Source organism: Pseudodesulfovibrio sp. zrk46 (assembly GCF_012516435.1).
GTDB lineage: Bacteria > Desulfobacterota > Desulfovibrionia > Desulfovibrionales > Desulfovibrionaceae > Pseudodesulfovibrio.
Map to the genome: position 1 here is coordinate 252,033 of NZ_CP051216.1, position 23,493 is coordinate 275,525.

Annotated in this window: 22 protein-coding genes; 12 read left to right on the forward strand and 10 right to left on the reverse strand. The window is 55.6% G+C overall.

All coding sequences use genetic code 11. The features are described from left to right. Together HFN16_RS01090 and HFN16_RS01095 are read right to left on the reverse strand one after the other, a co-directional pair. The gene (locus HFN16_RS01090) at positions 1-927 is read right to left on the reverse strand and encodes an ATP-binding protein (RefSeq protein ID WP_168888942.1); all 927 of its coding nucleotides are present in this window, start codon (positions 925-927) and stop codon (positions 1-3) included. 14 nt (positions 928-941) lie between these two features. Beyond that, positions 942-1,139 (reverse strand): hypothetical protein, encoded by a 198-nt coding sequence (locus HFN16_RS01095; RefSeq protein ID WP_168888943.1) that lies wholly within the window; start codon positions 1,137-1,139, stop codon positions 942-944. 230 nt (positions 1,140-1,369) lie between these two features. Between HFN16_RS01095 and HFN16_RS01100 the strand changes: the two genes are divergently transcribed. From HFN16_RS01100 to HFN16_RS01130, 7 genes are all read left to right on the forward strand, one after another. After that, complete coding sequence (locus tag HFN16_RS01100) at positions 1,370-1,741, forward strand: response regulator (protein ID WP_168888944.1); 372 nt, start codon at positions 1,370-1,372, stop codon at positions 1,739-1,741. 185 nt (positions 1,742-1,926) lie between these two features. Next, positions 1,927-2,895, forward strand: coding sequence for an HD domain-containing phosphohydrolase (locus tag HFN16_RS01105; protein ID WP_168888945.1), 969 nt, complete (start codon positions 1,927-1,929; stop codon positions 2,893-2,895). A 96-nt stretch (positions 2,896-2,991) separates the two neighbouring features. Next, positions 2,992-3,888: an amino acid ABC transporter substrate-binding protein gene (locus HFN16_RS01110; RefSeq protein ID WP_168888946.1), complete on the forward strand. Its 897-nt coding sequence runs from the start codon at positions 2,992-2,994 to the stop codon at positions 3,886-3,888. Positions 3,889-3,936: 48 nt separating this feature from the next. Next, a complete protein-coding gene (locus HFN16_RS01115) occupies positions 3,937-4,602 on the forward strand; it encodes a site-2 protease family protein (RefSeq protein WP_168888947.1) in 666 nt (221 codons plus the stop codon). A gap of 16 nt (positions 4,603-4,618) precedes the next feature. After that, entirely contained in the window at positions 4,619-5,608 is a 990-nt protein-coding gene (trpS, locus tag HFN16_RS01120) for a tryptophan--tRNA ligase (RefSeq protein ID WP_168888948.1), read from the forward strand. A 76-nt stretch (positions 5,609-5,684) separates the two neighbouring features. Continuing rightward, positions 5,685-6,113, forward strand: a complete 429-nt coding sequence (locus tag HFN16_RS01125; RefSeq protein WP_168888949.1) for a peptidylprolyl isomerase — start codon at positions 5,685-5,687, stop codon at positions 6,111-6,113. A gap of 91 nt (positions 6,114-6,204) precedes the next feature. Further along, complete coding sequence (locus HFN16_RS01130; RefSeq protein ID WP_168888950.1) at positions 6,205-7,386, forward strand: pyridoxal phosphate-dependent aminotransferase; 1,182 nt, start codon at positions 6,205-6,207, stop codon at positions 7,384-7,386. A 78-nt stretch (positions 7,387-7,464) separates the two neighbouring features. Here the strand turns inward: HFN16_RS01130 and HFN16_RS01135 are convergent, their stop codons facing one another. From HFN16_RS01135 to HFN16_RS01145, 3 genes are all read right to left on the reverse strand, one after another. Next, positions 7,465-8,073, reverse strand: a complete 609-nt coding sequence (locus HFN16_RS01135) for a hypothetical protein (RefSeq protein ID WP_247648398.1) — start codon at positions 8,071-8,073, stop codon at positions 7,465-7,467. Between the two features lie 123 nt (positions 8,074-8,196). Further along, positions 8,197-8,793 (reverse strand): ABC transporter substrate-binding protein, encoded by a 597-nt coding sequence (locus HFN16_RS01140; protein ID WP_247648399.1) that lies wholly within the window; start codon positions 8,791-8,793, stop codon positions 8,197-8,199. 262 nt (positions 8,794-9,055) lie between these two features. Then, a complete protein-coding gene (locus tag HFN16_RS01145; protein ID WP_168888952.1) occupies positions 9,056-10,831 on the reverse strand; it encodes a 6-hydroxymethylpterin diphosphokinase MptE-like protein in 1,776 nt (591 codons plus the stop codon). Between the two features lie 138 nt (positions 10,832-10,969). Here HFN16_RS01145 and HFN16_RS01150 point away from each other — a divergent pair, with 138 nt between their 5' ends. From HFN16_RS01150 to HFN16_RS01160, 3 genes are all read left to right on the forward strand, one after another. Beyond that, a complete protein-coding gene (locus HFN16_RS01150) occupies positions 10,970-13,249 on the forward strand; it encodes a cysteine synthase (protein WP_168888953.1) in 2,280 nt (759 codons plus the stop codon). A 237-nt stretch (positions 13,250-13,486) separates the two neighbouring features. Then, positions 13,487-13,945 (forward strand): MarR family transcriptional regulator, encoded by a 459-nt coding sequence (locus tag HFN16_RS01155; RefSeq protein ID WP_168888954.1) that lies wholly within the window; start codon positions 13,487-13,489, stop codon positions 13,943-13,945. Next, the gene (locus HFN16_RS01160) at positions 13,938-15,410 is read left to right on the forward strand and encodes an MFS transporter (RefSeq protein ID WP_168888955.1); all 1,473 of its coding nucleotides are present in this window, start codon (positions 13,938-13,940) and stop codon (positions 15,408-15,410) included. The genes HFN16_RS01155 and HFN16_RS01160 overlap by 8 nt, the downstream gene beginning before the upstream one ends. Before the next feature lie 51 nt (positions 15,411-15,461). Here the strand turns inward: HFN16_RS01160 and pgm are convergent, their stop codons facing one another. Genes pgm through HFN16_RS01175 form a run of 3 tightly spaced genes read right to left on the reverse strand, consistent with a single transcriptional unit; the run spans position 15,462 to position 18,127 of the window. After that, positions 15,462-17,099: a phosphoglucomutase (alpha-D-glucose-1,6-bisphosphate-dependent) gene (gene pgm, locus HFN16_RS01165; RefSeq protein ID WP_168888956.1), complete on the reverse strand. Its 1,638-nt coding sequence runs from the start codon at positions 17,097-17,099 to the stop codon at positions 15,462-15,464. Between the two features lie 15 nt (positions 17,100-17,114). Next, on the reverse strand, positions 17,115-17,615 hold the full coding sequence (locus HFN16_RS01170; RefSeq protein WP_168888957.1) for a cyclic nucleotide-binding domain-containing protein: 501 nt from the start codon (positions 17,613-17,615) through the stop codon (positions 17,115-17,117). Positions 17,616-17,620: 5 nt separating this feature from the next. Beyond that, positions 17,621-18,127 (reverse strand): cyclic nucleotide-binding domain-containing protein, encoded by a 507-nt coding sequence (locus HFN16_RS01175; RefSeq protein ID WP_168888958.1) that lies wholly within the window; start codon positions 18,125-18,127, stop codon positions 17,621-17,623. 288 nt (positions 18,128-18,415) lie between these two features. Here HFN16_RS01175 and HFN16_RS01180 point away from each other — a divergent pair, with 288 nt between their 5' ends. Next, positions 18,416-20,353 (forward strand): methyl-accepting chemotaxis protein, encoded by a 1,938-nt coding sequence (locus tag HFN16_RS01180; protein WP_168888959.1) that lies wholly within the window; start codon positions 18,416-18,418, stop codon positions 20,351-20,353. A gap of 67 nt (positions 20,354-20,420) precedes the next feature. On the opposite strand, the gene HFN16_RS01185 is transcribed toward HFN16_RS01180, so the two are convergent. Next, positions 20,421-20,912 carry a cyclic nucleotide-binding domain-containing protein gene (locus HFN16_RS01185; protein ID WP_168888960.1) on the reverse strand — a complete coding sequence of 164 codons (492 nt, stop codon included), beginning with the start codon at positions 20,910-20,912 and terminating at the stop codon, positions 20,421-20,423. 69 nt (positions 20,913-20,981) lie between these two features. Continuing rightward, the gene (locus tag HFN16_RS01190) at positions 20,982-22,220 is read right to left on the reverse strand and encodes a M48 family metallopeptidase (RefSeq protein WP_168888961.1); all 1,239 of its coding nucleotides are present in this window, start codon (positions 22,218-22,220) and stop codon (positions 20,982-20,984) included. A 283-nt stretch (positions 22,221-22,503) separates the two neighbouring features. Between HFN16_RS01190 and HFN16_RS01195 the strand changes: the two genes are divergently transcribed. After that, positions 22,504-23,379, forward strand: coding sequence for a tetratricopeptide repeat protein (locus HFN16_RS01195; protein WP_168888962.1), 876 nt, complete (start codon positions 22,504-22,506; stop codon positions 23,377-23,379). Positions 23,380-23,493 lie beyond the last annotated feature (114 nt).

Consider the following 23,493-nt stretch of genomic DNA (forward strand, 5'->3'; position numbering starts at 1 on the left):
CTATTTTCCAGCCTGTGCTGCAGCCTTTTTCGTGGCCACGGATTCCTTGATGCGGCAAATGGAGCAGCGCCCCACACTGGTGGGGGAACCGCACTCTTCACACGGCTTCACATCGGCTCCGATTTCTTTTTCCAGTGCCGCAAAGGCCTGCTTACCTCGCTGGAGAAAGCCGTTGTAGAACTGGAATTTCTGCCCCGGGCTGCGGTATTCCAGCTCACCCCACAACTGCTTGTGGTTGGTGAAACTGGCGCCGCTGGAGTACGGGCAGGGGTCGGAGTGTATTTCAATGCCTTTGAGGAAGGCGTAATTGGCGGTCTCGAACTCGGACAGACGGAAGAGCGGCTTGACCTTACGCACAAAACCACCGCTGGCGGGCAGCACCGGTCCCTGATCAGACAGGTAGGCGGTGTCCCAACGAAGGGTGTTGGCAAAGAGGCGAGCTACCTCGTCGTCGAGGTTGTGCCCAGTAGCAAGGGCGTCGTAGCCTCCCTCCAGGGCGACCTTGTTGAAAATGTGGCGCTTGAGCTTGCCGCAGACAGCGCAAACCGGACGATCCACAAATTCCTTCACGTCGCAGATGGGCAGACCCCACTTCTCCATTTCAAAGACCTGAAGCTGGAGTTCATTCTTTTCGCAGAAGTCTTCGACCTTCTTGCGGGCCTTCCAGGAAGAGTCCGGGATACCCAGATCGATATGCAGGCCGGTCACATTGTACCCCTGAAGCTTCAACTCCAGCATGAGGGCCAGAGAGTCCTTGCCGCCGGACAGGGCCACGAGGATGCGCTCATCAAGGGTGAACATCTTTTCACGGCGAATGGCTGTCTCCACCTGGCGGGTGAAGAAGAGCGGGAAGCATTCGGGACAGAATCCGGCGTTATGACTGGGCAGGGCCACACACGCGAGCTTTTTGCAGCGGGAACATTTCATGCTAGATATCCTCCCTAGCCTGCGGACGTGACTTTGCGGACCAGCAGCGTGTCACCCATGTGCAGCTTGCGATCCGGTGTGAGCAATTCGCCATCGCGGGCGACGATAACCATGGTGGAACGGACTTTGAGTCTGTTCAGGACGGCGAGCACGCTTTTGGTGTTGGCGAGCTCGATGACTTCTCCGTCCGGTTCCAGATGGACAGTAACCATATTTTATTCTCCTTTGCGCCAGCTGTGTTGAATACCGACGGCAGGCCGGACCCTACCCGCGAAGCCCGTTGAATTCAAGCAAAGAACCCGACCCATGGGGAAGGAAACCGCGCCACACAAAGCTTTCCGGGGCGAAGGTTAGAATCTTGCCAAAAAAAACTAAAGCATATTGACCCAAAACTGAAATATGCACTATTGTAGTGTAAGGCCAAATTCCCAAGGAGGACGCCATGAGCCAACCGAAGATTCTCGTTGTGGACGACGAAAAACACATCCGCATGCTCTACCGGGAAGAACTGGAAGCTGAAGGCTACAACGTTGCCACCTCAGACGGAGAGGAAGATATCCTTGACGTGGTGGGACGCGAAACGCCGACCATAGTAATTCTCGACATCAAGCTCGGTGTAAACCGCTCCGGGCTGGACCTGTTACAGGAAATCAGGGCCAAGGATCAACAGATCCCCGTTATCCTTTCCACGGCCTACGACTCCTTCCAACATGACCTCAAATCCATTGCCGCGGACTATTATGTGGTGAAGTCCGTGGACCTTACTGAACTCAAGGACAAGGTCAGAATGGCCCTTAACAAGGCCGGTCTCTAAGCAGTCAAACCTAACCCCTTTAATACCCTTCAGCCGACGCTCCCCCGTGCCTCCTAGGGGGAGCGTCGCAGTTTGTAGTTCTGTGACATCTTGTGCATCCAGTTGACATCCATTCCTACCTTTCGTAAACCCTCGCCGGCGGCAATTTAAACACACGTTTCCGAGAGATCGGCAACCAGACATATATGGCATTAGCACAAGAGTCCGAATACATTCCCGTTTCCCCCAGAGTCCTTCGTCCAGACAGTAAAGGTGCCTTTGACCTTTTCCTGCGACGTGGGGATACCTTTGTCCTGTTCAATGCAGCAGGTCGAATGTTCACCAACGAAAAGCGCGAAGAACTGCTGGGCGACAATGCTGCCACTCTCTACATCGAAAGCGCAGACCTGAGAGACTACAACGACTATCTCAAGGCAAACATCACGGAAGTTCTCGACGACGAGAATATTCCTGTGGACGAGCGCGCAAAGACCTGGGCCAACACGGCCAAGGCCATGGGACAGGAACTTTTCGAGAAGAAGCTGCCCGGTCCGGCATTCGCCAAACGTTACAAACGCTTCGAGCGCCTGATCCAGTCCACTACCAATTTTCTTCAGTCGCCCAAGTCCCTCAAGCACCTTTCCCGCTTCATCGGCAACGGGTTTGACGACTACCAGCACGGCCTCGGCACCATGGTCTACACAGTCTGCCTGATGCAGGAATACGATTACGACGACCACAAGCTCAGCGCCTGTGGCATGGGCGCCCTGCTCCACGACATCGGCAAATCCGGCCTGCCCAAGGCTGTCCTTGAAAAGAACCCGGACGACCTGACCGACGACGAGCGTTCCCTGCTGGAACTGCATCCCATGATCGGTGCGCGCACTTGTGCCAACTTCAATCTGCCCACCATCGGCTCCAACTGCATCCTGTTCCACCACGAACGCGCGGACGGAACCGGGTACCCTACCAGCGCCGCCAGTGACGAGGTTCCGCTGCACACCAAGATCGTCTCCCTGTGCAACGTCTACGACAACCTCACGCGCAATCGTCCCGGCAAGGACGCCGTCACTCCGTTTGAAGCACTCAAACGGATAATGGACGACGACGGACTAGTCGATAAGGACATCCTCAAGAAGTTCGTGAAGATGCTCTCGCAGGCGGAAGTGGTCTAACCATACGATTTCCAGCTTATCTCCGTTGAGGGAGAACACATAATCGGTTACATTCTTTTTTGATTGTATCCTGTTATCTGCTTGCAAGGAGATTTCATGCGTTCTGTTGCCGTCCTGCTTATCGCCCTTTTCATGGCGTTCGCGACTCCGTGCCATGCGGAAAAACCGATAGAGGTCTATCTTCTGCAATCTCCTGAAAATGCAGGGGAAGGACACAACAGCAGACTCCTCGAACTCGCCCTGTCCAAGACCGGCAAGCCATATAAGGTCATCATCGACACAGCAGACGCCTCCCAACTCCGAAGGATCGAGCACGTCAAGGAATCCAACGACAACTACGTCATGACCATGGGGGCCAGCCCGGAACATGAAAAAGACATGTTGGCCGTCCATGTCCCTGTCCTGCTCGGCATCGGCTCCGGCCACAGAGTGATGCTGACGAACAAAAGAACAGCAGCCAAGCTCGCTTCCGTCTCCACCCTTGAAGAACTCAAAGACTTCACTTTCGTCCAAGGACTTGGCTGGTCGGATGTTGAAATTCTTCAAGCGGCAGGCCTCGACGTTACCGAAGTGTACAAAGGCGAACTGGCGTATAGAATGATTGATGCCAACCGAGTGGACCTGTTCCCGCGCGGGCTGTTTGAAGCGTATTCAGAGTACGCGATCCGTAAAGACAAGTACAAGAATCTCATGGTGGAAGAGCGCATTCTGCTCACCTATCCATTTGCCTTTTTCTTTTACGTCAACAAAGACAATCAACGACTGCATGATGACATTCTTCATGGAATGAAAGCAGCTTACGCCTCAGGCGAACTCCAGGACATAATCACTACCAACCCCACCTTTTCCCAATCACTCGACGAGGCGCACCTGGAGAACCGGGTCCGTATGGATCTCCCGGCAATCAATATAAGCCCGGAAACATTAGACGCCATCAAGCGGTTTCCCTTTGTCCCGGGCAAGCCTTTAGGCGCCCCTCCAGCGGGGTCGTAACAGACATTCCCCTTGCGGCGCGGGCCATATACGTGGTAGCCGCACTCAATGTTCGATTTCTTTTCACCCGAGGCGTTGCAGCGATACGCCATCCTTGCACCAGGACTGCTCCTGGCCCTGGTCTGCCATGAAGTGGGACACGGTTTCGTGGCCTACCTGCTGGGCGACCCCACGGCCAAGTCCGAAGGACGGCTGACCCTCAACCCCATCAAGCATCTCGATCTATTCGGCACTCTTGCCTTTTTCATCGTCCAGTTCGGCTGGGCCAAGCCGGTGCCGGTGAATCCACGCTATTTCCGAAACCCGCGTCTGGGCATGCTGCTCACAGCCATTGCCGGGCCGGGCGTCAATTTCATACTGGCCGCCATCTTTGCCGTGGCCATCCACATCATGACATCCATTCCGTTCACCCCCGGCTCCACCACGGAAAACGTGATAGTGCCGCTGTACCTGATCTGTCAGGCGGGCGTGTTCGTGAATCTGATTCTGGGGGTGTTCAACCTCATCCCCATTCCGCCGCTGGACGGCAGCAACGTTCTGGCGTACTTTCTTCCGCCGCAGATGGCTTACAAGTACATGAGCCTGAGCCGATACGGGTTCCTGATCCTCATCGGTCTCATCATCGTCGGGCGGTATTCCGGCTACAATCTGGTTGGCGGCGTGATCCTTCCCATGGTTCGCGGCGCTGCACACCTGCTCGGCATCAACATATAACACCACAATTTTCATCATGAGCGACAACAACCGTATTCTCTCTGGCATGCGGCCCACCGGCCCCCTTCATCTCGGACACTACTTCGGCGTCATCGCCAACTGGCTCAAGCTCCAGGAAGAGTACAACTGCTTTTTCTTCGTGGCCGACTGGCATGCCCTGACCAGCGAATACGCAGATCCTACCAAGATCAAGGGGTTCGTCCCCGGCTTGGTCAAAGACTGGGTCGCATCCGGCCTTGATCCGGAAAAATGTACGATTTTCCAGCAGTCCATGGTCAAAGAGCACGCTGAACTGCACCTGCTCTTCTCCATGACCACTCCGCTTGGCTGGCTTGAACGTTGCCCCACCTACAAGGAACAGAAGACCCAGTTGGCTGAGAAGAAGCTGAACACCTACGGTTTCCTCGGTTACCCGGTTCTTCAAGCTGCGGACATTCTGCTCTACAAGCCGTGCGCAGTCCCTGTCGGCAAGGATCAGTTGCCGCATCTGGAACTCACCCGTGAGATCGGTCGCCGTTTCAACCACCTGAACAAGACCGAACTGTTCCCGGAACCGGCAGACATGCTCACCGAAGAATGCAAACTGCCCGGTCTGGATGGTCGCAAGATGTCCAAGTCCTACGGCAACTCTATCCAGCTTTCCGAACCCATCGAGGAAATCATGCCCAAACTGCGGAGCATGAAGACCGACGAAAGCCGTCTACGCAAGTCCGATCCGGGCGATCCCGCAGTCTGCAACCTGTACCCGTACCACAAGCTCATGACCGATCCGGCCAAGCTGCCCGAGATTCAGGAAGGCTGCAAAAACGCCACTTGGGGTTGTGTTGATTGTAAGAAGGTACTCATGGAATCCATGGAAGCATTCCTCACCCCGTTCCACGAACGCCGCAATGCCTGCACCGATGAGCGCGTCGCCGAGATTCTGGACGCGGGCAACAAGAAGGCACGCGAATTCGCCATTAAGACCATGGACGAAGTACGCGGCGTCCTGAACTTCGACTTTTAATCTGCGCCCGTTTCCCATTTCCCAGCAATTGGGTTAGGCTTGGCCGCATCATATACAATTTATAAGGAGCATTTTTATGACAGCCCAAAAAGGCAGCACAGTTAAAGTTCACTACACCGGCACCCTGAAAGAAGACGGTAGCCAGTTTGATTCCAGCGAAGGTCGCGATCCTCTGGAGTTCAAGCTTGGTGAAGGCATGGTCATCGCCGGTTTCGAACGCGCTGTCATCGGCAAGTCCGTGGGCGATTCCGTGTCCGTGGAAGTTTCCCCCGAGGAAGGCTACGGCGAACCCAACGACCAGCTGGTGTTCCAGGTCCGCAAGGAGCAGTTGCCTCCTAACGTGGAACTGGAAGAAGGCATCATGCTGGAAATCCGCACTCAGGACGGCCAGCCCGCCTACGTGCGCGTGACCGCTTTCGACGACGAGATGGTCACTCTGGACGGCAACCATCCCCTGGCAGGCCAGACCCTGTGCTTTGACATCACAGTGGTGGAAATCGCCTAGATAGTTACCGATCAGTTATAGTTGAACAGACACCCCGCCCTGCGTCCTTTGTGACACGGGGCGGGTTTCGTACATAGAAGAGAGAGAAGAGATGAGCATTTCCAAACGCTGTTGCGATCTGACCCCGTTCCTTGTCATGGAGATTCTGGAGAAAGCGCAGGAAATGGAGCGAGCGGGCGAACACATCATCCACATGCAGATCGGCGAGCCGGACTTCGACACCCCGGACTGCATCAAGCGAGCTTCCTGTCGTGCGCTGGACAACGGCCACACCCACTACACCCATTCGCTGGGCATCATGGAGCTGCGCGAGGCCATCGCCGAAGACCACAAGAAACGCTATGGCGTCACGGTCGACCCGGCCAACATCGTGGTCACGCAGGGTACCAGCCCGGCCATGCTCACCCTCTTCACGGCACTTCTGGAGGACGGCGACAAGGTCATCACCTCTGACCCGTGCTACGCCTGCTATGACAATTTCATCACCTATGCCGGGGCCGAACCGGTCAAGGTCGCAGTCTCCGAGGACGACTCCTTCCAGTACCGCGTCTCCGCCATCCGCGAGGCCATCGACGCCAACCCCGGCGTGAAGGCGATCCTCATCAACTCTCCGGCCAACCCCACCGGCACCCTGCTCTCGCCCGAGCGCATGCAGGCCATTGCCGATCTGGCCGAGGAGAAAGGCATCTGGATTTTCTCCGACGAAATTTACCACGGCCTCGTCTACGAGGGGAAGGAGCACTCCATACTCGAGTACACGGACCGCTGCTTCGTGATGAACGGTTTTTCCAAGCTCTACGCCATGACCGGCTGGCGTCTCGGCTACCTGATCGCGCCTGCGGATTTCGTCCGCACCCTTCAGGTCATGTGTCAGAACTTCTTCATCTCAGCCAACACCATGGCACAGTGGGGCGGCGTGGCCGCGCTCAAGGAAGCAGAACTGGACGTGGCCCGCATGAAGGAAATCTACAACGAGCGCCGGGTGTACATGCTCGAACGTCTCAAGGGCATGGGTTTCAACATCAAACATGATCCCACCGGAGCATTCTATGCGCTGGTGAACATGCGCCATCTGGCTGAAAAGTTCGACGGCTCTTCCTTGAAGCTGGCTTACGACATCCTTGAAAAGGCCAAAATCGGCGTGACCCCCGGCATCGACTTCGGCGAGGGGGCAGAAGGTTTTATCCGCTTCTCCTATGCCAACTCCATCGAGAACATCCGCGAAGGCATGGATCGACTGGAACGCTACATCAAGGAGCACCACTCCGCATAGTTGCTGCCCCATCGAAAACAAAAACGCCCCTCTCATCCGATGTGATGAGAGGGGCGTTTTTTTGCGATGAAATACTGCTTAGACCGTGATGTTCAACCCGGTGTATGCGGATGAACCAAAACCCATCAGGGAAGAACCACCGCTGAACCAGGTGCGCGGGTCTGAGTTGTCTTCATACCACCACGCCATGGACTGCTGCTGGATGCTCTGACGCATTTCGGTGGGAGAAAGCGTGGAGCGCGACGTACTGGTGAGCTTTCCGAGCTGGATGATCTTCTGGAACTCTTCAACCTTGTCAGGATTGTCCTCGAAATACTTGTCGATGACCGCCTTGTCGGGGTGACCTTCCTGCACGATAACCTTTCCGGTCGTGGGGTCCCATGTCAGCGGGTACTTGGAATCCGGATCAACGCCGAGCTTCTCAAGGTCAGCCTTGACCTCTTCATCCCACTTCTCTTCAAGGCTCTTGCGGTAGGTATCGACATCATCAAAGGAGAGCTTGCCGTCATCCCCTTTGGGCACGTCGGCAAGAATTGCATTGATGGAATTGCGAATCTGCGTCTTCCAATTTGCGCTGGAAGAATCTGTCGTGCTGTCGCTGCTCTGCGTTTCGGATTGAGAACTCAGAGTCTGAAGCAAAGAATAACTGTTGGAATAGCTTCCCACGCCGTACGGATTGATGGCCATGGTGTCCCACCTTGTCATTATGTTGAATTGGCATTTTTTTCCCAATGCGTAAGAAAGCATAAGTTGTGCCAAGAAACATAAAGACAGAGCCCGCTTGGAGTGATTCTTAAACGGAGGCAATATTTAGTAGCAGACCTCCAAATCGCGCTCCTGAATGAGCGCGTCCAATTCCTTCTGGAAAGCATTTACAATAGTTTCGTCTGCATTCTTGTTGAATGCGATACACAGCGGATATTTCTTCAAAGAATAGACCACCTCATACTTGTCGGGATCGAATCCGAGGTATTTGAGCGCATAGGCTGCCACTTTGGCGTCGTACACAAACAGATCAATCCGCCCATCCTGCAATTTCTTCCAATTGGATTCCGATGAGTTGGCAATATCAAGATATCTCTCAGGAACAAAACCACGAATCAGCTGATGGCCGATATCCTCACGAACCACACCGATGCGATACTTTTGAAAATCCACAAGCGATTTAAGGACGATGCCATCATCTTTCCGAGCCAGAACACCGATCTGGGCACAGCCAATCGGACACACCCATTTGAATTTATCCATTCGTCCCGGGCTTTGCACCGTCCCGTATATGGCCGCATTTTTTGAATTGAGCACTTCATTGTACCCTCTTGCCCACGGCTCCAATTCGATTGTTGTAGAATCTTTCATGCCAATCCGCTCGATGATTTCAACGATGATATCCGTCGACAATCCAATCAAACGGCCGTGCTCCATATAGTTGTAAGGAGGATATGACTCGGTAAAAATTCGTAGTTTTACGGGCTCCTGACCGGATGCCACATGCGCTGAACAAAAAAGGAATAGCAAAGCGACCGCAATAAACCGTAAACGCATTTCTCACCGCCTGTTAACGTAGTCCGGATACTGCCTTCATAACCTAATTAGGGTCTGTACCATATTAGAAACAAAAAAGCCGCCCATACGGACGGCCTTTCTGACTTCTTCTCCAGTCGAGCAGACGTTATGCCACAGCCTGCCGTGCCTTCTTGATATCAACACAGACCAAACGGTCGATTTCACGGACTTTTTTCATCACGCACTTTGCGATGCGCTTGAACTCGGGGAAATCCTTGGGCTCGTATTCGAACTTGGCGCGGGTCAATCCGGCCATGTCGATGGCTTCGTTAAAGAGATACGGCATGTACAGCGGGTCCTGCTTGATGAACATTTCCACGCGATTCATGGTCTCATGGATTGCCTGCTGATTCTCCTTGAGATTGCGGAACAGCTTGGCGAGATGCTTTTCGGCGTTACGCAAGGAGGTGGACCACATGGGCCCACGCGGCTCAAGCGGCATTTCCTTGCCCTTGTCGCGACACGCCATGAGCTCGGTCATGAAGCGATCCACGCTGCCGGGAGCCGAAGCAAGGATACCTTCCTTATAAGCCGTGTTGATGTCGATGGCCTTTGTGCCCTTGATTTCAACACCACCGCCGTAAATATTGTAGACCGGGAACGGAGACTGACGAAGGTCGTCCTCCACCTCTCGCTTGGCGGTCATGTACTGAATCGTGGTCAGAATTTCCTCACCATCCATGTTGGTGGTGTGCTGGTGGAAGTGCTGCAGCGGGATATCCACGTAGCGGCTATGGTGCCCGCTGGAGTGAGACCGGTTGCCCAGCCATGCGTAGTCCTGACCGACCATGCAGATGTGGGACACGCCGCAACGGCGCAGGAAACGGGAGAGCGTCACCGAGACGTTACCGCCAGCATCCAGCACCAGATCATGATCCTTCATGACATAGGTACCCATGCCGCCAACCGTCCACAACGGGATAGTGGGACCGGTGTACCGCTTCAAGATATCAGGATTGACCTTGGTGGAGTAAATCAGCGGGATATCCTGCACGAAGTCGGGATCAAGACGTTCGAACACGTCGAGCAGGGTCTTATCGTAATCGATGGCGAGGCAGAAATGCGGCTTGATGCCCATGTTCTGCAGAACCGGAACGGTCTGGAGCGCACAGGTATAAAGGACATGGCTGCGACTCTTCTTCAGGTCAGGAGCATGTTTCTCCAGCGAAGGACCGGCACCGAGGATGACCGCACCGACGCCGCCGGCCTTGCCTTCCATCTCCTTGAGGGAGCCATCGGACAGGGCGCGCTTGAAGTTGCGAATCTCATTGCCGACCATAACATCCTGTTTGAAACGAAGCGTGGACAGCTCAAGCGAAAAGTTCTCCAGCTTGTCGCGGACGATCCTGGCCCACTGGGCGTACTCGGGACCCAGCTGCTGGCTGGCGATATCGCCCTTGAGGTGAATCTGACCGTACACGAACTGCAGGTCCAGATTGCGGATCACTTCATAGATGTAATCCTGATCCGGAACCATGATGTGAAATTTCTTGGCTTCGAAGAACGGGCGGTAATCGGTCTGACCGAGGCAGGCCAACAGCATTTCCGCGCGCGGCTCGATGAGCATGACCTTGTGGGAATCAGGAGTATTGGCCAGCACATGGTTGACGCCGTATCCGAGGTTCGCGCCCACGATGAAAGTGGCGGAGCTCTCCGGTTTCTCGCTGCTCAGCCACGTTCCGTACAACCCGTCCGGCGGCAGGGTTTCGAACATGCCCTTGCCGCTCTCCATGCGCCAGTCATGAATACCCAGCTCATTGATGAAGATGTTGTTGATCAACAGCTCTTCCTTGAACTCCTGAGTGGAGAGCCACTGATAAATGGGGTTTCCGGTGCGCTGGAGATACTCGATGTTGTCCTGTAAAAACGGGTACGCGGTCATGCCGATTCCTCTTATTATGGTTTTCACTTTTCGCTGCCATGCATTTGCACGTTATGTGCCAGTTGCACGAACCCGTTTTTTGCCCTACCTTGCTGGAACGACAAAAAATCACTTTGCCCATGATTTCAGGGGAATGACATGAATAAAGACCTGCTTGCGCTCATCGGCGATACGCCGTTGGTGGAAATTCGCCACCTTAATCCCAACCCGCACGTCAAGATTTTGGCGAAGATCGAGGCCCAGAATCCCGGCGGATCCGTCAAAGACCGGGTCGCTGCCGGCATGATTGCGGCAGCCGAGGCTTCCGGTGAATTGACCAAAGACAAGATCATCATCGAGGCAACCTCCGGCAACACCGGCGTGGGCCTCGCCATGGTCGCGGCCATCAAGGGTTACCGCATCAAGCTGCTCATGCCCGAGACCGCCAGTGAAGAGCGCAAGATGATCATGGCCGCCTACGGTGCTGAGCTGGAGCTGACGCCCGGGCACCTCGCCACGGACGGCGCCATTGAGCAGGCATACCGTTACGCCCGTGAGGAGCCTGAGAAGTACGTCCTCATGGACCAGTACAACAACCTCGCCTCCATCGATGCCCACTACAACGGCACCGGCAAAGAAATCTGGGAGCAAACCGACGGCACAGTCACCCACTGCGTCATGACGCTGGGCACTTCCGGTACAGCCATGGGCATCGCCAAACGACTTCACGAGGAAGGCAACGTGCACGTTGCCGCTGTTGAGCCATACGCAGGCCACAAGATTCAGGGCCTCAAGAACATGCTGGAGTCATACCCGCCCGGCATCTACGACAAGACCGCGCTGGATGAAATCCTGCACGTGGACGACGAGACCGCCTTTGACAACTGCCGCCGCCTCGCCAAAGAGGAAGGCCTCTTCGTGGGCATGAGCTCCGGCGCGGCCATGGGCGGAGCGCTCCAACTGGCTGAGCGCATCGAATCCGGCACCATTGTCGTTGTCTTCCCGGACAGCGGCGAGCGTTATCTTTCCACTCATCTTTACAGGCAGCAGGCTGGCAGCGGCATCACGGTCTTTGACATGGCCACCGGCGCGCACAAGCATCTGAACACCGGAGCGGGCCTCGGCATTTACACAATGGGTCCCAGCCTCGATAACCCCGATGGTCTGGACGCATGGCGACGCGTGATCCTGTTGGACGTGCTTACCCGCCATCTCGCCTCCCGTGGCGTCAAATGCGACACGGCTGTCGGTCTGACCGATATGGACGACCGCACCCTGGCCGCCGCCCGTGAACGCAATGCCTCGCGCGAAGAGTTCGCATCAGATCTCAAGAACGTTATCCTCGCCCGCGCCAGCCAGGTGGGCGTGGCCGACACGGTCAATTTCCCCCTCTCCTCGGCCAGCAACGACATTTCCCTCGACCTGTGCAAAAAGCTCCTCGGCAAAGGGCTCGCCTACGAGAAGCTGCGCTCGGTCTACTTCGACGTGTTCCGTGACAAGCGTTATGGTGAAATCACCACCACGGACATGGACAAAGTCTCCGGCGGCCGCACTGTGGATCTTGATGCCTACGTCAAGGACAATCCGCTGGACTTCACCCTGCTCAAGCGCGCCTCGCTCCTCGACCTGAAGCGCGGCGAAGTGCTCGAAACCCAATGGGGCAACGTGCGCCCGACATGGTTCCTGCAACATGCGGCCACGGCCCTCACCGCCCTGCCGCGCATCGACATCATGATCGGCAGCGAGAAACATCGCTTCCCCCATCTCGAAAACCTCCGCGCCATCTGGTCCACCGCCGGTCGCGAGCTTCAGGCATGGATGGTCGGTCATCAGGCTCCCAGCGCCCCCGACGACACCCTTGACTCAGTGGCCGAAAAACTCGGCGGTTATCGCGCAGCCCGTCTCTGGCTCCTGTCCGTGGCAACCCGCAAGCCGCTCTGCGCCAGTGACGACACCCTCTCCATGTGGGCTCGCAACTGGCGCAAGGTGCAGGAAGCTGCCGCCATGCTGACGCTGGCTGCCGCCACCAAGGGCGATTCCCTGCCCTCGGATGTGGAACAGGCCGTGTTCGACCTCAAAGCCGGATTCCGCACCGCCATGGATGAGGATGTATCCCTCCACCATTTCTGGCCCGTGCTCTTCAAGTTCGTGAAGCAGGTCAATGGCTGGTCCGCTGCAGGTTCCCTCTCCGGTGCCGCTGCCAAGCATTGCCTCGACGAGTTGATGGTCGTGGACGGTATTCTCGGTATCCTCGATCATGCCCGCATGCCCGTCCCGCTTTCCGAGTTGCCCGAGAATGTCCAGGGCATGCTCGCCGATCGTCAGAAGGCACGCGAAGCCAAGGATTTCGAAGCGTCCGATGCGCTCCGCGATCTCATCGCCAAGGCTGGCTACCGATTGGAAGACACCGCCAAGATTCCCCGCGTGTTTAGAAATTAAGAATGCCGTCCGGTGAAACCTCGCCGGACGGGCGTTCCCAACTTCCTCCTGAACTTTTTGTCGCTCGCTTCGCTTGAAGTGGTGCGCAAGAATGGCCGAGCCTCTTGATAAAGCCCGGCTATTCCTGCGTCTGCGACAATTTCATGAATTCTCATTTCAATTGTTGACAATGCAACAATCCTTCCGTAGAACCCCTCTTCTCAATTGTTAACAAGTCAACAAAAACGGTTTTCATACATGATCTTCAAAGAGACAAAAAAGAAAAGCCCAAGCTACCGGGCTGCCCGCATATTCAGGACCAACGCCTGTCTCCTGGACAAAAAGCTGGCTGCGCTTGGCCTGTGCCATGGCCAGCTTCCCTACCTGCTCGGCGTTGCCACGCAGGCCGGACAGACGCAGGACGAATTGGCGACATCCATTCGCGTCCATCGCGCTGCCACAGCCCGAACCCTCAAGGGAATGGAAGATGCAGGGCTCATCACCCGCAAGGAAAACCCTGAGAATCGACGTCAAAAGCTGGTCTATCCCACGGACAAGGCAAACGCTCTGATTGACGACGTACTTGCCATTCTCGATGAGCAGAATGAACTGATGCTTAAAGGCTTCACCACAGAAGAGAAGATACAATTGCTCACACTTATGGACCGGGTTCTCGACAATCTGGACAACGCTATCAAGGAGGGGTGCAATGTTTAAAGCAGATGAACGCACCGCCGGACTCTATACCATCACCGTAACCCAGTTCGCTCTGGTCTTCATGCTTTCCGCTGTGGCCGTGGCCGTGCCTGCCCTTGGCCGCGAGTTCGGCGCCAGCGCTTCTCAGCTCGGACTGGTGGAATCAGGCTATATCTCCGCCGTGGCCATGCTCCTCTTTCCAGTCACCAAGCTGGCCGACAAGATTGGTCGTGGCGCAACGTTCGCCATGGGCGTACTGCTCTTCACTATTGTCAGCTTCGTGCTGCCCATGTGCACCAGCATGGACCAGTTCATCATCCTCCGCGTCTTTCAGGGCTGCGGTGGTGCAATGCTCGTGTCCACCGGTCTCGCCATCCTTGCCGACCTCTACCCCGGTCCTGGCCGGGCCAAGGCCCTCGGCATCGCTTCGGCTGGTGTATACCTCGGCCTCTCTGCCGGGCCGTGGCTTGGCGGCATGATCGTCACCCACTGGGGTTGGAGATGGGTCTTTTGGGCCGGCGGTATTCCGTGCGCACTGGTGTTCCTCCTCTCCCTCAAGACGTTGCCCGTCCGACCTGTGATCACCAAAGGCATCCGCTTTGACCCGTTGGGCGCGATCCTCATCGCCCTTGGCATGATCTTTCTCTCGCAGGGTGGCTCCCAACTGCATAACCCAACCGGGCAGATAATGTTGGCTGGCGGTATCGTCGCCCTGATCGCATTTGTTTTGTGGGAAAACCGGGCCAAAAGTCCGCTGCTGGACATGAAACTATTCCGCAGCAACCCGTCCTTTTCCCTTGGCAGCGCGGTGCAGTTCATCAGCTACTCTGCCACCTTTGGTGTGACCTTCCTGATCTCGCTCTACTTGCAGATATCTCAGGGGATGACCGCCAGTGAAGCTGGTATCGTACTCATGGCGCAGCCCCTGATGCAGGTGATTTTCTCACTGGTCAGCGGCAACTGGTGCGAACGCTGGGCACCGCACAAGGTGGCAACCATCGGCATGGGCCTCGCCACGCTGGGCCTCGGCGCAGCCATCTTCCTTGGCAACGAGGTATCCATACTCCACGTCGTCGTCCTGCTCGGCCTCTGCGGCGCAGGTAGCGCAATCTTCGCCACCGCCAACATGGCCGTGATCATGGGCGCAGTGGAGAAACAACATTACGGGGTAGCCTCTGCCGTGGTCGCCGCCATGCGCACCACCGGCATGACTGTCAGCCTCGTCTTCATCAGCGGCGTCTTTGCCATCATCATCGGTCCCCACGCCCTGCACGAAGGCAATGCTCCTGTATACGTGGAAGCCATGCATGTCGCTTTCATCGCCCTTACCATTTTCAGTGCTTCGGGCGTGATCATGTCAGCCCGTGCCCGAATGAAGAAACGCAATAGTGATACCCCTGCCCATGAAACACCGTACGAAAAGCCACTCGTAAAGGCTGCTGTCCCCATGAAGGGTGAGAGCTGTCCTGATCAGGCACAGCAATAAAAAAAGGGCCGTCCAACTGGGCGGCCCTTTTTACGTTGCAATGAACTTTTCCTAGAACAGAGAACTGACGATCTCCTGCGCTTCTTCCTGAATCTGCTTCAGGTGCTCCTCACCCTTAAAGGACTCCGCATAAATCTTGTAGATATCCTCGGTGCCGGACGGACGCGCCGCGAACCAACCATTCTCTGTCGTCACCTTGAGGCCGCCAATGGCTGCACCGTTACCCGGTGCATGGGTCAGTTTGGCCGTGATTTCCTCGCCCGCGAGGGTATCGGCAGTGACCTTCTCCGAAGTCAGGGACTTGAACGCCGCCTTCTGCTCGCGGTTGGCCGGAGCCTGAATGCGCTCGTACACGGGGGAGCCGTGTTTATCTTCAAGCGCACGGTAAAGCTCACCCGGATCGAGGCTGGTACGGGCAGTGATCTCGGCAGCAAGCAGATTCATGATAATGCCGTCCTTGTCCGTGGTCCACACAGAACCATCAAAGCGAACAAAGCTGGCTCCGGCAGACTCTTCGCCTCCAAAGGCGCAGGAACCATCGAGCAGTCCATCCACGAACCACTTGAAACCGACAGGCACCTCGCTCATGCGACGGCCCAAGTCATTGGCTACACGGTCGATCATGGAGCTGGAAACCAGCGTCTTGCCGATGGCGGCCTCCGGGCTCCAGCCCGGACGATGAGAGAAAAGATATTCGATGGCAACGGAAAGGTAATGGTTCGGATTGAGCAGACCGGAGCTGCGCGTCACGATACCGTGGCGGTCGTAATCCGGATCGTTGCCAAAGGCGATATCATAACTGTCCTTGTGCTCAATGAGCGAGGCCATGGCCCACGGCGAGGAACAATCCATACGGATCTTGCCGTCACGGTCCACGGTCATGAAGGAAAAAGAGGGATCAATGGCGCGGTTGGTGATGGTCATGTCCAGACCGTACATCTCGGCCATGGGCTCCCAGAAAGCGATGCCCGAGCCGCCCATGGGGTCCACACCGATCTTGAGATCGGAAGACGCGAGCAGCTCCATATCCACTACGTTCCGTAAGTCGGAAATATATGGCGTGATGTAGTCGTAGTGAATGGTTGTATCCAGCTTGAGAGCACGCTCAAAGGGGATACGCTTTACATCCGCGAGGTCACCTTCGAGAATCTCGTTGGCCCGCTTCTGGATGGTGCCGGTCACATCGGTTCCGGCCGGGCCGCCCTCGGGCGGGTTGTACTTGTAACCGCCGTCGCGAGGCGGGTTGTGGGACGGGGTGATCACCACGCCGTCAGCGAGACTGGAAGCATGGTCGCGATTCCAGGTGAGGATGGCGTGGGAGATGACAGGGGTGGGCGTGTAGCCGAGGCCTTCCTGAATACGAACGGTCACACCGTTAGCCGCGAAGACTTCCAGCGCGGAAGCCAGCGCAGGCTCACTCAGGGCGTGGGTATCCATTCCGAGATGAAGTGGCCCGACAATGCCTGCCGAAGCGCGGTACTCACAGACAGCTTGAGACACGGCAAGGATATGATCTTCATTGAAGCTACCGTCCAGCGAGCAACCGCGGTGTCCGGACGTGCCAAAGGAAATGCGGCAGCCGGGATCGGTCGGATCGGGTTTGGTCCGGTAGTATGCGGAAACAAGACGGGGGATATTGGTCAGGATTTCCTGAGGCGCGGGTTTTCCGGCCAGTTCGTGCAAAGCCACTGAGGTTCTCCGAGGTTAGATTTCCATGTTTTCCATCACGGCCTTCTGCATATCCAGATCGGCAATACGTTCGTTTGCCTCCCTGAGCCGCTTGACCAGAATTTCGTAAAACATCTTGTAGAAAAACGCCTGCACCGCCAGCTTGGCGCGACCTTCCAATTCATCAAAAAAACTTATGTCCAACGCGAGACAACGAGCGGGCCGTCTGGCCAGCACAGACGCCGACCGAGGCGAGGAATCCACGATGCCCATTTCACCAAACACCGCGTTCGGCTTGTCCAGTACGCCGACCTCGATACCATCCACCTGAACAGAAAGTTTGCCTTTCATCAGAAAAAACATGCACTGATCCAACTCTCCCTGATTGATGATCGCCTCCCGCTTGTCATAGTCGCGGATGGTCACCGTCTTCATAACCTCATTGAGCAACGGCCCAGTCAGGGGGTTGAAAGCGGGGATCTTTTTGATGGCGTCCACCAGAGCCGTATCATTGGGGTCGAACTGAACTATATCCATGGCGATTATATACTCGGCATCTGAACCGACAAATCTTTAAGTTCATCTTCCAGCTTCAGTATTCGAGCGTTGGCGTCACGAACACGGGCCGCAAGGATTTCAGAAAATATCCGATAAAACAACCCCTTGGACGCGAGATCGTCGACTGTTTTCATCTGGTCGAGGAATGATCCGTCCATGGCAAGACAAATAACCTGCTCGCGGGCTGTTATTGTGGCAGACCTCGGCTCGGCATCGACCATGCCCATTTCGCCGAAGACATCACCCACTTTGGATATCACTCCCACGCCAAGACCTTCTACTTGAACGGTGCAACTGCCCTGAGCGAGGAAGAACACCATCTGATCCATCTCCCCCTCGGCAATAATCACCTCTCCTTCATCATAGCGGCGAATACGCCCCATTTTGACCACCTCGGCCAACTGTTCCGGCTCCATGGCGTCGAAAATGGGCATCTTTCGCAGCTGCGCCAGAATGCTCTTGTTTTCCGGGCTGAATTTGAACTCTTTCATGCAATGATCCTGTATCTGATGAAGGTGTCTGAAATACGTATCAAAAGGAATAAAAAAAAGCCACGACTACCGTGTGAACCTGCTCCCCTCTCCTAGAATGCCTGCGACGCCTGAAGTATTTTTCATATATGGATTATAATGCTATTCCACATAATTTTTTACGTGATATCTTAGACTGTCACGCGTATTTAAAACACACGCTTAAAAAGTGTTTTAGCTAATTTTATCAGTTTGTTACCATTCAACTCACAACAAGCATCCTGTCGCAATAATTGAGGGAGATACCATATGATCAACTGGCTTCTGAGTAAAATCTCACGAGCGATCCTTATTCCGACCATCGCGCTGATCGTCATCGGCGTGACGTCGTTGGTCTTTTACGTAAAGGATTCATCGTACAACATGGTGCTGCACAACGAAACGCAGGCAGCGGAAACCGTGTCCAAGAATATTACGGAAACCCTCGACCTGTTCATTGAGAGCAACAAAGGGTCTGCCAAGATGCTGGCAGAAAGCGACCATATTCAAAAAATGTTGTCCGGGGCTGAAGCAGTTCCGCACCAGGAGATGCTCTCCTATGTGAAAAGCAACAAAAACCTCTGGGCAACCCTGGTTTTCGATGCCTCAGGCAAATGCGTGGCTGGCGCTTCATTTGACGGCGGCAACCTCGCAGGCCTCGACCTCTCATCCCGCCCCTATGTTCAGGCGGCACTTTCCGGCAAAAATGAATTTGTCTCCCAAACGATCTTCAAGGCCAAAACCGACGGCTCTCTCCTTTTCGGCGTCAGCGCACCTGTCCGTGACGAGAACGGCAAGGTCATCGGCGGTGTAGGCATTTTCGCCAACTGGCTCAACTTCTGCAAGAAATTCATCGACCCCGTGGTCATCGGCAATGATGGATACGGCTTTATCCTCGATTCCAACGGTCACTTCATCTACCATCCCAAAAACAAATCCGTTATCTTGCAGGACTATAGCCAGCATGAGTTCGTTCGTACCGCCATGCGCGAAAAGGATGGGAAAATCACCTACGAATGGGACGGTGAATCCAAGCTGATGGTCTTCCACACCGACAAGTCAACCGGCTGGATCGTCTGCATGTCCGCCTATGAGGTGGACCTCGCTTCCAAAGCCGTGGAACAGGGCTACGTGCTCATGGGCATCGGCGGCGGCATCATTATCCTTCTCATCCTGCTCATCTTCATGTTCATGAAGCGCCTTGTGGTTACCCCTGTGGGCAAGGCCATGACCCTGGCTGCAGACATGGCCGACGGCGATCTGGTCCGCGACATTTCCAGCGACTCTCCCAACGAGCTCGGCAACCTGATGCGTTCCATGGGCTCCATGGTCGTGTCCCTGCGCCGTGTGGTTCACGACGTCAAATCAGCCGCCGAGCAGGTGGCCGCAGGCAGTGAGGAAATCGCCGCCTCTGCCGAGCAGATGAGTGAAGGTTCCGTCGAGCAGGCCGCCAGCGTGGAGGAGATTTCCTCCTCCGTGGAAACCATGGCCAACAACATCAAGATAAACATGGAAACCGCTCAGGAGACCAAGGATATCGCGGTCAAGACCGCCAAGGACGCAGGTGAAGGCGGCGACGCGGTCAAGCAGACCGTCACCGCCATGCGCGACATCGCGGACCGTACCTCTATCATCGAAGAAATTGCCCGTCAGACCAACCTGCTCGCACTCAACGCCGCTATTGAGGCAGCTCGTGCCGGTGAGCACGGCAAGGGGTTCGCAGTGGTCGCCGCTGAAGTTCGCAAGCTGGCTGAGCGCTCCGGCGTGGCCGCAGCCGAGATCAGCGATCTGACCGGCAACAGCCTGGCCGTGGCCGAAAAGGCCGGCACCATGCTGGAACAGATCGTCAAGGACATCCGCCACAATGAGACCCTGGTTCAGGAAGTGGCAGCAGCCAGCCAGGAACAGCACGCTTCCGCCCAGCAGATCACGGTAGCCATCCAGCACCTCGACGTGGTCGTCCAGAAGAACGCGTCCTTCTCCGAAGAGCTCTCCGCCACCTCGCAGGAGCTCTCCAGCCAGGCTGTGCAGTTGCAAGAAACCATGGAGTTCTTCACCGTGGACGACAGCGGCTACGGAAATGGCCACGGACACGGCAAGGGGAATGGCTCCCATGTGGTAAAAGGCAACCCGGTGCGCGTTGTCGCCACACCGACACCACGCAAGGCCCTGTCTCATAACATCGATGACCAGTTCGAACGTTTCTAAACCAACACCAACAACAAAAGCGGCGCACCCATCAGGATGCGCCGCTTTTTCTTTTTCTCTCCGGGAACTAGCCTTTCAGCTTGTCCAATTCCTCGTTCAACTCGGAAATATGATCATTGGCATCGCGCAGGCGAACGGCCAGCACTTCGGCAAAGACCCGGTACATGACCGCCTGGGTGAAAATTTTGCTGACATCGCCCATTCCGCCAATAGCCGTGTCATCGAGCGCGACTACCAGCGCAGTGCTCCGGGTGGTGATGGTAGCTGATCGAGGACTGCCGTCGATGATACCCATCTCACCAAAGACATCCCCGAGCCGTTTGAGCGAGCCCACCACTGTTCCATGTACTGAAATCTCCAGATCTCCGAAAATCAGAAAGAAGACCTGATTGTCGAATTCACCTTCGGAAATAATCACTTCATTCTTGTCATAACGGCGAATGGACGCGGCTTTCATGGCCTCGCGAATATGGCTGTCAGGCAGAGCATCAAAGGCGGGTACGTTGCGCAACCGCTCCATGATATCATCATTGGCCGGATCAAAGGGAACTTCCTTCATGGCTCCTCCAGTAGCTGGAATAATCGTAATTATCCCATACTTGCCACAAAAGACGGCATGAATCGATGATTATTTCACTTGTTTGGACAAGGCGCGCACCCGCTCCAGCACCGGGGGATGGCCATAGTCCAGCCAAACGGTCAACGGGTGAGGTGTCAGATTGGAGAGATTGCTGGCCGACAGCTTCTTCAGTGCGGAGATCATGGCCCCGGGATCGCCGGTCGTCTCGGCAGCATATGCGTCCGCCTCAAACTCATGCTTGCGCGACACACGATTTGCCAGCACAGAAAGTACCAGCGACACCGGGGTATACAACAGCACGAAAAACACCAGCCCGGCATAGTTGGACATATTCTCCATGCCGAATGCCGCGAACAGCCCGGGAGAATGCATGAAAATGGACATGAGGTAGAAGACGACCCCGGTCTTGAGAATGCCCACTGCCAGTCGCTTGCGAATGTGCCCGCGCTTGGCGTGGCCCACCTCGTGAGCCAGCACGGCCACGATCTCACTGGTATCCTGATCGTCGATGAGAGTATCAAACAGGGCTATGCGTCGACGTTTGCCAAATCCTGTAAAGAAAGCATTGCCCTTGGTGGATCGCTTGGAACCATCCATGACGAAAATCCCGCTCAATTCGAACTGTGTCTTGCGAGCATATTCCACCAGCGCGGTTCGCAGTTCCCCTTCCTCGAGCGGCGTGAACTTGTTGAACAACGGCAGGATCCAGGTGGGAGCCACGTATGTCAGGCCAAGGGTGAAGGCGGTCGCCAATCCCCAGCACCACAGCCATGCGGACTGGCCGGTCTTGTCAAAAAAATAGAGGATACCCGCCAGCAGGCCGCCACCCAGCAGCGTATTCAAAACCAGCCCCTTGATGCGGTCCGTCACGAATGTCTTCACCGTAGTGGTATTGAAACCGAAGCGATTCTCCAGAACGAAGGTCTGGTATATCTCAAACGGCAGGCTTACGGCGTAGCTCGCCAGACTGAGCAGACCGATATAGGCCAGCCCTGTGGGTATCTGCCCCCACTCCATTGTTCGAAGCCAGACATCAAGCCAGTTGAACACGCCGCCCAGAATCAGGGCGAATGTCAATACGGTTCCGGCCGTATCCGCCAGCGTGGAAAAGCGCATGGAGGCACGGGCGTACCGTTGGGATTTGGCATAGGTTTCAGCGTCATAGACGTCGATGAACTCAGCAGGAACTTCCGGGGACAGATGACGGCTGCCAAGGATATTGGACAACACGCCAAGCAGCCACGACAAAGCGAGGGATGCGAGGATGACAACGAGAAAAGCGTTCAAGAGGGCTCCAGGGTGTATGTTGGCTGCGGACAACAGGCACGGGCCATTACTGGTAATATACCGGCTCGGTAGGCTATCCGTACACACCTCCCGCGTCAACCGGGGAGATCATATTCCTTGTCTGCAACTCGTCATATCTGCCCACCCCTGATTTCTGAGCTCCCTAAAGAATCCTAGCCATTTGGGAAGACACACTTAATTTCTCATGCTCTTGCTAAATAATCTGCCGTATATTAACGTGCGCTGTAACAGGAACGATACAACAATCGGGAACCGCTTAACGATGTCCAAAATAACCGCCAAGGAAATCCGCGAAGATATCGCCCGCTCTCGCGCTTACGCCAAAAAGAGCGATTATCTGCGGACTCTCGCCAGCCTTGCCAACGCCATGAAAGGGCTCCTCACGAGCCAGATTTTCGGTGCGGAAAAATTCGAGATTCATGCCCATCTTGATGAGGCCCTGCGCGACCTCAACAAGATGAAGATGATCCGGAAGCTTTTCCCTGCCGGGCTGAAGTATCAGAAAGGCAAGGAAAAGGCCTTTTACCAGACCCTGATGCGGCTTCACAAGAAGCTGGAATCCGCAATGGAGAAGGCCCGGGTTACAAAACTCCGCAAGCGTCTGGCCGTGCTCGACGACAACATGATCAAGGCCGCCAGTCTGGTCAAAGCCGATCAGCAGTTGGAAGCCCGCAAGCTGTTCCGCAAGATTTCAGAATATTTCCAGGATATCGAAGGCATTGATTCCGACATCGGCAATCGACTCACCACCTTCGGCATGTTTGCCGAGGCCGTCGAATATCTCACCAAGGCCATTGAGGTGCAGCAGAACGATGTCCGCGCCCACAACGCCCTCATCCAGTGCTACGAGGGAATGAACGAGGTGGACAAAGCCATGGCCGCCGTCAAGGATGCAATGCGTTACGTCGGTGCCAGCGAGAACCTTTACCTGCGCATGGCCAAGCTTCACCTCACCAAGCGCGAATGGAGTGAGGTATACAACAATGCCAAGGCCGCGTTGGACAAGAACCCGCTCAACGCCGAGGCCTCCAAGCTCATGAAGCAGGCCGAGCCGCGCATTTTTGCCAAGACCGGAACAGCCAAAACAGCAAAGAAAGCCGATGGCGGTGCGAAGAAGGCCCACGATTTGAGTTTTTAAGAGAGAGTAGGAAGCCGCCTTCGGCGGGATTGTTAGGTGATTTCGCCTCCCGGCGGGCTTAAGGCCGAGGGCCTTAAGAATCCCATGTGCGCCTTCGGCGCTGATAATATATCA